A 13,458-nucleotide genomic window follows, 5' to 3' on the forward strand; every position below is an offset into this window, starting at 1 on the left:
TCCAGCGTCAGAATTTCTCGGACAGGCCGCTCAGAAACGCCGACTTGGATGCTTGAAAGTTGGCAATGATAGCCGAGAGGTCGACACTGCCTGCCTCGCCTTGCGCCGACTTTTGTTCCCCTGCCAGGCACATGGAAGAGAATTCGTCAAACCCGAGGTTGAGAGCGCTGCCTTTCAGGAAGTGCAGGTCCTGTTCCAGCTGTCCGCGGTCGCCGCCTTCCAGTTTGCCAATGACCTCTTCGACCTCTTCCAGAAAGATTTCAACTACTTCCTGAAAGTCCTCGGCACCCACTTCTTCGCGCAGCTCCGTCACGCGTGGCCAGTCAATCATGTGATACGTCCTTACGATCTTCCGCTGTGCGCTTTTCTTAAGTTGATTGCAGTAAAAATATAGTGAAATAAAGAAGGAAGCTCAAATTTTAGGCTTCACCGCCTGTTAAATCTCTGGACCGATAGTATCACAAGATCTTCTGATTTTGCCATTTGTGAGGTGCCTTCGGTGCTGCCAGAAAGTTCGATGGACAACGAGGACCACGCAGTGGCTGGATCAATACGCCGTGTGTTGGTTGTGGACGACAGCCGCCTCCAACGACGCATCCTTGTCGCATCCCTCAAGAAGTGGGGCTTTGAGGTCGTCGAGGCTGAGAGCGGCGAGGCAGCTATGGAAATCTGCCAGCAGGATCCGCCCGACCTGATTCTCAGTGATTGGATGATGCCGGGCATGAACGGGCTGGAGTTCTGCCGCGCCTTCCGCGCCCGGCCCAGTGACGACTATGCCTATTTCATTCTGCTTACCTCCAAGAGCGAAAAAAACGAAGTCGCCGAGGGGCTTGATGCCGGGGCCGACGATTTTTTGACAAAGCCTGTAAGCTCGGATGAGCTGCGAGCGAGGATCTCCGCCGGCGAACGTATCTTGCGGATGCAGCGGGAGCTGTCAGAGAAAAACCGTATCGTGTCGGAAACTCTGGGGGAACTGCAACGGGTCTATGATGCGATCGACAAGGACCTGATCCAGGCACGCAAGATCCAAGAATCGCTGGTTCCGGAACTGTCCAAAAGCTTCGGCTCTTCCACGGTCAGTCTGCTGCTGAAACCCTGCGGCCATATTGGCGGCGATCTGGTGGGGATGTTTTCGCCGGGAGTGAACCGAATCGGCTTCTATTCGATTGATGTGTCCGGCCATGGCATCACCTCTGCAATGATGACGGCGCGGCTGGGCGGGTATCTTTCTTCGAGTTATTTCGACCAGAACGTCGGGATGGAAAAGCGGTTCAACCGCTTCTATGCCCTGCGCCAGCCCGAAGAGGTCGCCAGCCTGCTGAATGCGCGGCTGATCGCGGATACCGGGATCGAAGAGTATTTCACCATGGCTTACTGCATTGCCGACCTGCGCAGCGGTGTCGTCAAGATGGTGCAGGCCGGCCACCCGCACCCGCTGCTGCTGCGCAAAAACGGTGACTTGGAGTTCATCGGCAAAGGCGGCGTGCCGGTTGGGCTGGTTCCTGACATCGGCTACAGCCAGGAAGAGTTCGTGATGGAGCATGGCGACCGTTTGCTGCTGTTTTCGGACGGTTTCACCGAAGCGAGGCTGGAGGATGGGTCCATGCTGGAGCCCGAAGGCCTTCTGGAGCTGGTTGGAAAATGCGGTCCGGAGCAGAGCGGTAAAGAATTCCTTGATGACCTTTACTGGCATCTCACCCAGGTGATGAGCAAGGAACACGGGCTGGAGGATGACGTCTCCGCCACCTTGTTTGAGTACCAAGGACCGTAATCCAGATATTCGCTTCTGCCTGATTGTGTCCTGGCTGCAGCCGGGCTTTTTGCGTCTGCGGCAATGTTTGACTGGAGCTGCTACATGCGCGCTGCGAGCTGCGCCGCGAAATGGCGGTCGCCGGCATTGCCCAGCCGGTGCGCAGCAATCTGTGGGTCGATCCACAGCGCCTCATGCCCTTCTTCGGCAGGCGGGCCGATCCGGCGCAGCGGGCGGGCCACGTAGATGTGGCACAGCTTTTCAGCCCAAAGATCGTATTCCGGCATATAGGCAAACCGCCGGAACACTCCCAGCTTGCGCGGGGTGGATATTCTCCAGCCGGTTTCCTCATAGACCTCGCGGTGCAGCGCAGGGATTGGCGACTCGCCCGGATCGATGCCGCCGCCGGGCAGCTGCAAATCGGGATGAGGATCATACTGGCAGGTGATCAAAAGCTTGCCGTCGCGGGGCAGCAGCGCATAGGCGCCGGGACGAACCTGGTAGTGCTGGTCCTTCTGAGGCGTGTCGCCAAATCGTCTGATCACGGGCCGGCCCCTTCACTCTGCTGTCGTTTCTCCTATATAGCCCCGGTATGCCAACACCCGGCGCGTAAGGAAACCCCATGACTCTTGGTTCGAAAATCGCGTGGGACGACACCGTCCTGCCCTTCCAGCTTGATGCATCGGATATGCGCGGCCGCGTTGCGCGGCTGGACGGCGTTCTGGACGGCATCCTGAAACAGCATGACTACCCGCCCGTGGTTGAGGCGCTGGTTGCGGAGATGGCTCTGCTGACGGCGCTGATCGGCCAGACGGTGGCGCTGCGCTGGAAACTGTCGCTGCAGGTGCAGTCCAAGGGTGCGGTGCGGATGATTGCAACCGACTACTACGCGCCGCAAAAGGAAGGTGAGATCGGCCAGATCCGCGCCTATGCCAGTTTTGACCGCGACCGTCTGACAGACTGCAACCCCTTTGACCAAGTGGGCGAAGGCTATTTTGCCATTCTGATTGACCAGGGCAACGGCACCCAGCCCTACCAAGGGATCACACCGCTGTCCGGCGAATCGCTGAGCGCGTGTGCAGAGGCCTATTTCGCGCAGTCCGAACAATTGCCGACCATGTTCAAGATGAGCTTCGGCAAGTCGGCGGAACCGGGCGTGGCGGAGCATTGGCGCGCGGGCGGTGTAATGCTGCAAAGTATGCCGAAAGCCTCCCCCTTTGCGGCACAGAGTGAAGGGACGGGGGATGTCCTGCAGGCCAGCGACCTGATGTCCGGGGACGAGGAAGAGAACTGGAACCGGGCCACCACGCTGCTGAGCACGGTGGAGGAACTGGAACTGATCGGCCCGTCAGTCACGCCGACGGATCTGCTGATCCGGTTGTTTCACGAGGAACAACCGCGGGTCTACGATACCCAGCCGGTGCGGTTTGGCTGTACCTGTTCAGAGGACCGCGTGCGGCAAAGCCTGTCGATCTATTCGGTCAAGGACATCGAGAAGATGACCACCGACGACGGCCGGGTGACAGCCGATTGCCAGTTCTGCGGAGCGCATTACGACCTGGATCCGTCGAGCGTAGGCTTTGATGCGGAAAACCCACCCAGTGAGTGAACCTAACCAGGATCTGACGGACCGGATTGCCGCCGCCCTAAACCGCCAGGGCAGCGGCTCGTCCGATTTTGATCTCAATCCCGGCACCGTGCTGCCGCAGGGGCGCAAGCTGCGCCCTGCCGGTGTGCTGGTCCCGGTTTCCATTGCTTCCGGCTCGCCACGGCTGATTCTGACCAAGCGCTCTTCGGCGCTGAAGCACCATCCGGGGCAGATCGCCTTTCCTGGCGGCAAGGTGGATGCGGGCGACAAGGATGCCTGTGCCGCAGCGCTGCGGGAAGCCTGGGAGGAGATCGGCCTGCCGCCGGATATGCCCAGGATCATCGGCTGCCTGCCGGAGCATGAAACGGTAACCGGGTTTGCAGTGACCCCGGTTGTTGCGCTGATCCAGGAAAACTTTGCCGCGCGGCCGGAAGCCGGTGAGGTGGCGGAAGTGTTTTCCGTGCCTCTGGACCATGTTCTGGCTCTTAAGAACTACATCATCGAATCCCGCCGCTGGCGCGGCACCCGGCGCCGCTATTATACCGTGCCCTATGGCCCCTACTATATCTGGGGCGCCACCGCGCGTATGCTGCGCGGGCTTGCGGCACGGATGGAGCAAAAATGCGGATAGATCAGCCTTGGTTGAAGGACCGGGCGACTCAGGCGGTGTGCGAGGCTGTCACTGCGGATGGGGCGCAGGTGCTGTTTGTCGGCGGCTGCGTGCGCAATTCACTGCTGGGTGAACCGGTCTCAGATATGGACATCGCCACCGATGCGCGGCCGGAGCAGGTGATGGAGCTGGCTGCCCGTGCCGGTATCAAGGCGGTGCCGACCGGGATCGACCACGGCACCGTGACCCTCGTCAAAAACGGCATCCCGCATGAGATCACCACCTTCCGCAAGGATGTAGCGACCGATGGCCGCCGGGCCGTGGTGGCATATTCCACCGATATCGCCGAGGATGCCCACCGCCGCGATTTCACAATGAATGCGATCTATGCCCGCCCGGATGGCGAAGTCGTCGACCCGCTGGGCGGTCTGGCGGACCTCACCCGGCGCCGGGTGCGCTTTATCGGCACTGCGGAAAACCGGATCCGCGAAGATTACCTGCGCAGTTTGCGATATTTCCGCTTTCATGCCTGGTACGGCGATCACGCAGAGGGTTTCGACGCGGATGCGCTGGCAGCGATTGCAGCCAACCTGGACGGGCTGGTCTCGCTGTCCAAAGAGCGCGTGGGGGCGGAGCTGTTGAAACTGCTCGCAGCACCCGATCCGGCGCCCTCGGTTGCAGCAATGCAGCAGGCTGGCGTCCTGGGACAGATTCTGCCTGGGGCCGATGACCGTTCCCTTGCGCCGCTGATTCACCTGGAGACAGGCCGGGTGGCCTCCGGCATCCGCCGTCTTGCCGCGCTGGGCGGGGAGGATCTGCAGAAGGCGCTGCGGCTGAGCAAGGCTCAGGCCTCTCATCTGGAAGCAATCCGGGAAGCGGCCGTTGGTACTGCGGGGGCAGGGGAGCTGGGGTACCGGTTGGGTGCGGAGAAAGCGCTGGATGCGCTTCTGCTGCGCGCTGCCCTGCTGGAACAGCCGCTTTCCCTAAGTTTAGAGACTGATATTGAGCTGGGCGCCAATGCCAAGCTCCCGGTGAAAGCGCGGGATCTTTTGCCGGATTTGAAGGGGCCGGAGCTGGGCGCGGCGTTGAAAAAAATGGAAGCCGACTGGATTGCGTCGGGTTTCAGCCTTAGCCGCGGGGAACTGCTGGACTCCTTGCGCTGACAAGGGATGTCAGCAGCGTCACAACCTTGGGGGGTGACAAAACGGCAAATCTTGCGTACCCATAAGGCAGCCACCACATGACGGAGGAATGCTGATGTATTACGGGATCTGGTTTCTCTAACGCCTGAGACCTTGCCCCGTGTGACGTGGGAGCCTTGGGCGGCCCGCTGTCTTCATCTGTATTCCGATTTGCTCGAACTTCTGGAGCACCCGCATGTTTCGCTTTTTTGAAAACCTAATTGACCCTTATTGCGCCTATCCGGAAACCAACACGCCGCCGACGCGTCTGTGGCCGTTCCTGCGCGACTACTCCAAGCCATTCAAAAAGATCTTTGTGCTGACCGCGCTGATGTCGGTGATTGTCGCCGCGATCGAGGTGGGCCTGATCTATTACATGGGCCGGGTTGTGGACCTGATGGCCGGGACGCCGGCGCAAGTTTGGGAAAATCACGGCACAGAGCTGATCCTGGTTGCTCTGTTCATCCTGTTATTGCGGCCGCTGATCCAGTTCCTGGATGTTGTGCTTCTGAACAACGCCATCCTGCCGAACTACGGCACATTGATCCGCTGGCGGGCGCACAAGCACGTGCTGCGCCAGTCGGTGGGCTGGTTCGAGAACGACTTTGCCGGCAGGATTGCCAACCGGATCATGCAAACCCCGCCTGCCGCGGGGGAGGTAATCTTTCAGGTCTTTGATGCCATCACTTTTTCGCTGGCCTATCTGGCCGGGGCGGCGGTTCTGCTGTGGGTCGCGGACGTGCGGCTGATGCTGCCGCTGGCGGTGTGGTTTGCGCTTTATGCGATGCTTGTGATGTGGACCGTCAAACGGGTTGGCCCTGCCAGCCAGGCGTCTTCCGATGCGCGTTCCACCGTGACGGGGCGTGTTGTCGACAGCTATTCGAACATTCACTCAGTCAAAATGTTTGCCCATCACAACCGGGAACTGACCTATGCGCGGGATGCGATTGAGAATACCCGCAAAACGTTTCAGACAGAGATGCGGATCTTTACCATCATGGACGCCACGCTGGTCACGCTGAACGGGCTGCTGATTGTCGGCGTGGTGGGCTGGGCAGTGATGCTGTGGATGCAGGGTTCCGCATCGGTCGGGCTGGTCGCCGCGGCAACAGCACTGACCTTGCGTCTGAACGCGATGACGGGATGGATCATGTGGGCGCTGACGTCCTTCTTCCGCCAGTTGGGCGTTGTGGCCGAAGGGATGGAAACCATCGCGCAGCCGATCGATCTGGTGGATGCGGCCAATGCGGAACCGCTGCAGCTGACAAAGGGAGAAATCGAACTGAGAAATCTCTCGCACCATTACGGGCGCGAGGCTGGCGGGCTGGACAAGATCAGCCTCACCATCCAGCCCGGAGAGAAGATTGGGCTGATCGGGCGCTCAGGTGCCGGCAAATCGACCCTGGTGAAACTGCTTCTGCGGTTCTATGACGCCGAGCGCGGTCAGATCTTGATCGACGGCCAGGATATCCGTTGTGTCACTCAGGATAGCTTGCGCAGCCGCATCGGCATGGTGCAGCAGGACAGCGCGCTGATGCACCGCTCGGTGCGAGACAACCTTCTGTACGGCCGTCCGGATGCAACCGAGGAGCAGATGATTGCTGCCGCCAAACAGGCGCAGGCGCATGAGTTCATTCTGGACCTTGAGGATCCGCAGGGCCGCACGGGGTATGACGCCCATGTGGGGGAGCGCGGGGTGAAACTGTCCGGCGGACAGCGCCAGCGGGTGACTTTGGCGCGCGTGATCCTGAAAGATGCGCCGATCCTGGTGCTGGACGAGGCGACGTCAGCGCTGGATTCCGAAGTGGAAGCGGCAATTCAGGAGACTCTGTACGGAATGATGCAGGGGAAAACGGTGATCGCAATTGCACACCGGCTGTCCACCATCGCGCAGATGGACCGTATCCTGGTGATGGATCAGGGCCGTATAGTAGAAGAAGGCTCGCATGAGGCGCTATTGCAGGCGCAGGGGCTGTATGCACAGCTCTGGGCGCGCCAGTCCGGAGGCTTCCTGAACATCGAGGCAGCAGAATGAACATAGGCAATCTGATCGACGCCTTCCGCCCGGCTAAGGGTCCGCCGCCGCAAAAGCTGGGGGCCTTCCTGCGCTGGTGCCTGGAAGGCGCCTGGCCGATGCTGCTGCTGGCAGCGGCGTTTTCTGCGCTGGCTGGCGGGATGGAGGCAGGTACGGCCTTCATCCTGGGCATGGTGATCGACACGGCAATTGCCAGCGGGCCGGGGCAGTTTTTCTCTGCTGGCAATACGGCTGTCATTGCGCTGGCGCTGTGCTTCTTCCTGTTTGTGCGCCCGGTGCTGTTTGGCCTGTCGGCGGCGTCCAATGCGATCATCGTGCAGCCTAATGTGAACCCGCTGGTGCTGTCGCGGCTGAACCGTTGGACGCTGGGGCAGTCGGTGCGGTTCTTTGACGATGATTTTGCGGGCCGTATTGCTCAGAAACAGATGCAAACGGCGACGGCAGTCACGTCGGTCACGACTGAGATGATCAACGTGGTGGCCTTTGCTCTGGCCTCTCTGGCTGGGTCTTTGGCTTTGTTAGGCTCTATTGACTGGCGCGTCACTGGTGTGTTCGTGGTCTGGCTGGTGGCCTATTTCGCGCTGATCCGCTGGTTCTTGCCGCGCATCCGCAAACGGTCCGGAAAACGGGCGGGCGCACGGGCAATGGTGACCGGGCAGGTTGTGGACTCGATCACCAATATCAAGACGGTGAAGCTGTTTGCACATGCCGACCACGAGGAGCGCACGGCCCAGGACGCTATGGTTGCGTTTCGCGAGAGGTCGCTGCATTTCGGCTATCTTTCCGCCAGCTTCCGGTTTTGCCTCATGTGCCTAGCTGGCGTTCTTCCGGTGCTGCTAATAGGTGCGACGCTGTTCCTGTGGCAGTTCGCCACAGCAACAGAAGGCGACATCGTTGCTGCAGGTGCCGTCTCGATCCGCATTGCGCAGATGACCGGCTGGGTCAGTTTCACGCTGATGGCGATCTACTCCAACGTGGGCGAGATCGAAAACGGCATGAAGACCCTGTCTGTCCGCGACAGGGTCGAAGATGCGCCGGGCGCCAAAGCTCTTCGCGTCACTGAAGGTGAAATTGAGTTTGACCAGGTGGAATTTGCCTATGGCCGCGATGTGGGCGGGGTGCAGGGGATCAGCCTGCGGATCAATTCAGGCGAGAAACTGGGCATTGTCGGGGCATCAGGGGCCGGAAAATCGACACTCGTTTCGCTCCTGCTCAGGCTCTATGACGAAGAAAACGGGCGCATTCTGATTGACGGGCAGGAAATCTCGGATGTTACCCAGAACTCCCTGCGCAGCCAGATCGGCATGGTCACGCAGGAAACTGCTATGTTCAACCGGTCCGCGCGGGAGAATATCCTGTACGGGCGGCCGGATGCAACTGAGGCTGAACTGACAGCTGCGGCTAGGAAGGCCGAAGCGCACGGCTTCATTAGCGAACTGGAGGACGGCCAGGGCCGCACCGGGTATGATGCCTACCTTGGCGAACGCGGGGTGAAGCTGTCCGGCGGGCAGCGGCAGCGGATTGCCTTGGCTCGCGCCATTCTCAAGGACGCACCGATCCTTGTGCTGGATGAGGCGACGTCCGCCCTGGATTCGGAGGTTGAAGCGTCGATCCAGGCCGCTTTGCACCGGGTGATGGAAGGCAAGACAGTGCTGGCCATCGCGCACCGCCTGTCGACGCTCAGCGAGATGGACCGCATTATCGTGATGGAAAAGGGCCGGATAGCCGAAAGCGGCAGCCATGCGCAGCTGCTGGCAAAGGGCGGCCTTTATGCTTCCTTCTGGGCCCGCCAGTCGGGCGGTTTCATCTGCACCGACGATGAGCGGACGGCAGCAGCTGAATAAAGCTCCCGGCGCATTTTGCTTTTGCTGACCGTTTTGCCGGGGTAATGAGCGGCCATGACTGACGCAGCCAGAACCACAGCAACGATCAGCCGGCTGGGCCATCAGGGGGATGGCGTGGCCGATGGCCCCCTGTTTGCCCCGCGGACCCTGCCGGGTGAGATCGTCAGCGGTATTGCCGAGGGCAGCCGTTTGACCCAGATCCGTATTCAGACCCCCTCGGAACACAGGGTGCAGCCGCCCTGCCGCCACTATAAATCCTGCGGCGGCTGCCAGTTGCAGCACGCCAGCGATGCTTTTGTGGCAGAGTGGAAGACAGATGTGGTGCGCAATGCGCTGACTGCGCAAGGTCTGGAGACGGAGTTCCGCCCGATCCTGACTTCGCCGCCTCGCTCCCGCCGCCGCGCGACGCTGGCGGTACGGCGCACCAAGAAAGGGGCGATGGTCGGTTTTCATGGTCAGGCGTCTGATGTGATCACCGAGATCCCGGACTGCCAGCTGTTGGAGCCAGAGCTGCTGTCGGCCATTCCGGTGGCCGAAGCGCTGGCCCTGGCGGGTGCCAGCCGGAAAACGCCGCTGGCAGTGACGGTCACCACTTCGGATGCCGGCCTTGATATGCTCGTCCGCAACGGAAAACCGCTGGATGGCCCTTTGCGGATAGAACTGGCGCAGCTGGCCGAGAAACACAGAATTGCACGACTGACCTGGGAGGATGAGCCCGTCGCGATGGAGCAGCCGCCCGTGCAGCCCTTTGGCGCGGCGCATGTCTGCCCGCCGCCGGGGGCTTTTCTGCAGGCAACCCGCGAAGGCGAGGCAGCCCTGCTTGCCGCCGTTCTGGAGGCAACCAAAGGCGCCAAGCGCATCGTGGACCTGTTTGCCGGCTGCGGCACATTTGCATTGCCCTTGGCGCAAATGGCGGAAGTGCATGCGGTGGAGGGTGAGCGGGATATGGTGAAGGCCCTGGATGCCGGCTGGCGAAAGGCAAAGGGCTTGAAAAAAGTTACCACCGAAGCCCGCGACCTGTTCCGCAATCCGCTGCTGCCGGAAGACCTCAATCCCTTTGGCGCCGCCTTTGAGGCTGCGGTGATCGACCCGCCGCGGGCCGGAGCAGAGGCGCAGGTCGCGCAGCTTGCCAAGGCGCGCACCCCAGTGATCGCCTATGTGTCCTGCAATCCGGTCAGCTTTGCCCGCGACGCAAAGGTGCTTGCCGGGGCGGGCTACAGCCTTGACTGGGTTCAGGTTGTTGACCAGTTCCGATGGTCGGCCCATACCGAACTGGCTGCAAGATTTACCCTGAAAGACTGACATGACGGATACCTATGTGATGACACCGACCCGCCGCCTGGAAGCCATTCTGGACAGCAGCCGATTTGGCCGCTTCATCACCGCTGTCATTCTTGTCAATGCCGTCACCCTGGGTCTGGAGACGGCGCCGTCAGTCATGGCGAAGGTGGGTGGGCTTATTCACCTGATCGACAAAACCTGCCTGTCGATTTTTGTTGTCGAAATCCTGGCCAAGCTCTTTGTCCGGCGTCTGCGGTTCTTCATGAGCGGCTGGAATGTGTTTGATTTCGTGATTGTCGGTATTGCGCTGGCGCCAGGCACTCAGGGGCTGTCGGTGCTGCGCTCGTTGCGTATTCTGCGGGTGCTGCGGGTGATTTCGGTTGCACCGCGCCTGCGCCGGGTGGTCGAGGGGTTCATCACCGCGCTGCCCGGAATGGGGTCGGTGTTTCTGCTGATGGCGATCATTTTCTATATCGGCTCGGTGATTGCCACCAAGCTGTTTGGCCAGGACTTTCCCGAATGGTTCGGCGACCTCGGGCTCAGTGCCTATTCGCTGTTCCAGATCATGACACTTGAGAGCTGGTCGATGGGGATCGTTCGGCCCGTGATGGAGGTTCATCCGCATGCCTGGGCCTTCTTTGTGCCCTTCATCATGGTCACCACATTTGCGGTGGTGAACCTGCTGGTCGGCCTGATCGTCAATTCCATGCAGGATGCGCATGGCGAGGAAGAAGGCGAACGCACGGATGCTTACCGGGACGAGGTTCTGAGCAGGCTGGAGGCCATCGAGCAGAAGCTGTCCAATCAGGCGGCCCAAGACAGGAAATTGTGAATTTCCTTAACAGCCAATTCGCGCTAAAGCCTGAATAGAGGCAAAAACAAAATACAGGCTGGGACAATGAACAGAAGGGCATTTGGCATCGGTGCTGCCGCTAGCCTTGCGCTGGCGGGTTGCAGCACCACAGGCGGATCGGTGAGCAGATTCCGGGCGTATGATGGTCCGCAGGTCACGTCGATTGTGATCAACAAGGGTGCGCGGAAGCTGTACCTGATGCATGATGACGAAATCCTGAGGGAGTACACAGTTGATCTCGGCTTTGCACCGCTTGGGCCCAAGCAGTTCGAAGGCGATGGCAAGACACCCGAAGGCACTTACGTAGTCGATCGCCGTAACCCCAACAGCCGTTACCACCTGTCGGTTGGTATCTCTTATCCGAACAGCCAGGACCGTGCCCATGCGCAGGCCAGTGGAAAGCGGCCGGGCGGCGAGATTTTCATCCACGGGCAGCCTAACAACCCCAAAGAGCGCAAGCGCGCAGCACGGGTTGACGATTGGACCGCCGGTTGCATCGCCGTGACCAACGAAGAAATAGAAGAGATCTATGCCATGGTGCAGGATGGCACTGCCATCGCGCTGCGGCCCTGATCAGAAGGAACGGGTGTAAGGAACAGTTCTGCAGCGGCTGCGATCGCTCCGCAGAGCTGTGTAGACACAGCCGGGCTTGGGAACAGAGCCGTGCGGCCGCACGGCGCCGCTGCTCAGTTTGCCATCACCAGCGTCCACCAGATCTTGCCGTTCGGCTCCTGGAACCAGGAGAAGCCCATGTTCACTGCCTTGGGATCGAGGATCACTGCGCGGGTTGCGGGCCTTTCAAGCCAGGCGGCCAGCGTCTGCTGCTCGTTCTCGTAGGTTTCGGAGATATTTTCCCCTAGCAGAGTGCCGACATAGCCCGCACGGGCGACCCGGTCCAGCGGCGAAGAACCGTCGGAGCCGAAATGCCAAGGACGGTTTTGCACCGACATGTCACGGGAATGGGTGGCAGCCGCTGCGTTCAGTTCCGCGTTCAGCTGAACGGCCTGCGCACCGGAGGCCTGGCGCAGCGCATTGACCGAGTCGAGCATCCGGATCTGCACTTTGTCCGCATTCCTGATGCGGTAGGAGCCGCCGGATTCGGTTGAAGGCGTACACGCAGCCGCCACCGTGAGAAGTGCAGCAGCCACCAGCAGAAAAACGCGATTCATAATGCTCTCTCGCTCCATCAGTTGCTGATGCATTTATCCTTCCTGTGGCAGGGGTGCAAACGGACCGGCAGAAATATGCAGGCCTCCCGCCCGGATTGATTTGCGACTGCGGCTTTCCGGCCATAAAATGCCGCAATCTAGGATCCTGAATGCGCAAGTTGGAAAGAGTGATGTCCAGAAACCCCTTTGAAACCTTCAGCCGGCGGCAGTTTCTTGCCGGCAGTGCCGCTCTGATTTCCTCTCCCGCATTGGCGCAGGACGACAGTGACGTGACGCAGCAGGCCTTCGATCCGCTGCGCCCGCCGCCGGAACCGGAACCGCCGGTTCAGCGAAATATTTCAGCTTTCCGCGCGAAGTCCTGGAGGCCGTATTTCGACAATCTGCACAACGGGGCGATTCTGGTCGACATTGACAGCCGGGCTTTGCATTACTGGTCGCATGACCAGAGCACCTACAAGCTGTTCCCCTCTTCGGTGCCGCTGTCAGATGATCTGACCCGCCGTGGCCGCACCCAAGTCGTTCGCAAGGTCGAAGGACCCGGCTGGGCGCCTACTCCGAACATGCGCAAGCGCAATCCGGAATGGCCTGCATATATTCCGCCCGGCCCGGACAATCCGCTGGGCACCCATGCGCTGTACCTTGGGTGGAAGTATTACCGCATCCACGGAACCCACGACACGCGCAAGATCGGCCGCAAATCTTCCAACGGGTGCATCGGTCTTTACAACGAACATATCGCTGAACTGTTCAGTCTGGCAAAAGTTGGCACACAGGTGTTGCTAATTTGACGACACGCGGCTGGGCGCTAAGCTGTTAACTATAACAAGCAATTGCAATCCCGCGTTTTTGCTGGTTAGAAAAAAATACGAGGTAAGTCTTGGGTGCGCGGTTCAGATGTTTGATCCGCGCAAATTCTGGAGGTTAACATGAAAAAACTCGTTATCGCTGCTGCGCTGACCGCTGCTGCTTCGACTGCAACCGCTGGCAACCTGGCTGAGCCGGTTGTTGAACCGCCGGTCATCGTTGAAGAAGCTCAGGGCTCTTCCAGCGGCATCCTGCTGCCGCTGCTGCTGCTGGTCCTGGTCGGCGTAGCTGTTGCATCGAACTAATTTCGAAAAACGGTTACAGAAAAGGCGGTGGTTTCCCA

At 60.2% G+C, this 13,458-nt stretch carries 14 protein-coding genes; 11 read left to right on the forward strand and 3 right to left on the reverse strand.

What is annotated here, in order from left to right; genetic code table 11:
• Positions 1-7: 7 nt before the first annotated feature.
• On the reverse strand, positions 8-331 hold the full coding sequence (locus KUW17_RS06285) for an Hpt domain-containing protein (protein ID WP_222476892.1): 324 nt from the start codon (positions 329-331) through the stop codon (positions 8-10).
• Positions 332-517: 186 nt separating this feature from the next.
• Between KUW17_RS06285 and KUW17_RS06290 the strand changes: the two genes are divergently transcribed.
• Positions 518-1,771 (forward strand): PP2C family protein-serine/threonine phosphatase, encoded by a 1,254-nt coding sequence (locus KUW17_RS06290; protein ID WP_222477543.1) that lies wholly within the window; start codon positions 518-520, stop codon positions 1,769-1,771.
• Positions 1,772-1,851: 80 nt separating this feature from the next.
• Here KUW17_RS06290 and KUW17_RS06295 read toward each other — a convergent pair whose 3' ends face one another.
• Complete coding sequence (locus KUW17_RS06295) at positions 1,852-2,295, reverse strand: NUDIX hydrolase (protein ID WP_222476893.1); 444 nt, start codon at positions 2,293-2,295, stop codon at positions 1,852-1,854.
• A 77-nt stretch (positions 2,296-2,372) separates the two neighbouring features.
• Between KUW17_RS06295 and KUW17_RS06300 the strand changes: the two genes are divergently transcribed.
• The 8 genes from KUW17_RS06300 (at position 2,373) to KUW17_RS06335 (ending at position 11,715) form a co-directional block, all read left to right on the forward strand.
• Positions 2,373-3,359 carry an Hsp33 family molecular chaperone HslO gene (locus KUW17_RS06300; RefSeq protein ID WP_222476894.1) on the forward strand — a complete coding sequence of 329 codons (987 nt, stop codon included), beginning with the start codon at positions 2,373-2,375 and terminating at the stop codon, positions 3,357-3,359.
• Positions 3,334-3,969 (forward strand): CoA pyrophosphatase, encoded by a 636-nt coding sequence (locus KUW17_RS06305; protein WP_222476895.1) that lies wholly within the window; start codon positions 3,334-3,336, stop codon positions 3,967-3,969. Before KUW17_RS06300 ends, KUW17_RS06305 begins: the two co-directional genes overlap by 26 nt.
• Positions 3,960-5,111, forward strand: a complete 1,152-nt coding sequence (locus tag KUW17_RS06310) for a CCA tRNA nucleotidyltransferase (RefSeq protein WP_222476901.1) — start codon at positions 3,960-3,962, stop codon at positions 5,109-5,111. Before KUW17_RS06305 ends, KUW17_RS06310 begins: the two co-directional genes overlap by 10 nt.
• A 214-nt stretch (positions 5,112-5,325) precedes the next feature.
• Positions 5,326-7,164 carry an ABC transporter ATP-binding protein gene (locus tag KUW17_RS06315; RefSeq protein ID WP_222476902.1) on the forward strand — a complete coding sequence of 613 codons (1,839 nt, stop codon included), beginning with the start codon at positions 5,326-5,328 and terminating at the stop codon, positions 7,162-7,164.
• Positions 7,161-9,008 (forward strand): ABC transporter ATP-binding protein, encoded by a 1,848-nt coding sequence (locus KUW17_RS06320; protein ID WP_222476903.1) that lies wholly within the window; start codon positions 7,161-7,163, stop codon positions 9,006-9,008. Before KUW17_RS06315 ends, KUW17_RS06320 begins: the two co-directional genes overlap by 4 nt.
• Positions 9,009-9,062: 54 nt before the next feature.
• Complete coding sequence (locus KUW17_RS06325; protein WP_222476904.1) at positions 9,063-10,310, forward strand: class I SAM-dependent RNA methyltransferase; 1,248 nt, start codon at positions 9,063-9,065, stop codon at positions 10,308-10,310.
• A gap of 1 nt (position 10,311) precedes the next feature.
• Positions 10,312-11,121: an ion transporter gene (locus KUW17_RS06330; RefSeq protein WP_222476905.1), complete on the forward strand. Its 810-nt coding sequence runs from the start codon at positions 10,312-10,314 to the stop codon at positions 11,119-11,121.
• 66 nt (positions 11,122-11,187) lie between these two features.
• Complete coding sequence (locus KUW17_RS06335) at positions 11,188-11,715, forward strand: murein L,D-transpeptidase family protein (RefSeq protein WP_222476906.1); 528 nt, start codon at positions 11,188-11,190, stop codon at positions 11,713-11,715.
• Between the two features lie 113 nt (positions 11,716-11,828).
• Here the strand turns inward: KUW17_RS06335 and KUW17_RS06340 are convergent, their stop codons facing one another.
• Complete coding sequence (locus tag KUW17_RS06340; RefSeq protein WP_222476907.1) at positions 11,829-12,311, reverse strand: CAP domain-containing protein; 483 nt, start codon at positions 12,309-12,311, stop codon at positions 11,829-11,831.
• 170 nt (positions 12,312-12,481) lie between these two features.
• On the opposite strand from KUW17_RS06340, the gene KUW17_RS06345 reads away from it, so the two are divergent.
• Both KUW17_RS06345 and KUW17_RS06350 read left to right on the forward strand, forming a co-directional pair.
• Positions 12,482-13,099, forward strand: a complete 618-nt coding sequence (locus tag KUW17_RS06345; protein WP_222477544.1) for a L,D-transpeptidase — start codon at positions 12,482-12,484, stop codon at positions 13,097-13,099.
• 138 nt (positions 13,100-13,237) lie between these two features.
• On the forward strand, positions 13,238-13,420 hold the full coding sequence (locus KUW17_RS06350; RefSeq protein ID WP_222476908.1) for a hypothetical protein: 183 nt from the start codon (positions 13,238-13,240) through the stop codon (positions 13,418-13,420).
• The last annotated feature ends 38 nt before the right edge of the window (positions 13,421-13,458 follow it).

This window comes from Leisingera aquaemixtae (assembly GCF_019801145.1).
GTDB lineage: Bacteria > Pseudomonadota > Alphaproteobacteria > Rhodobacterales > Rhodobacteraceae > Leisingera > Leisingera aquaemixtae_A.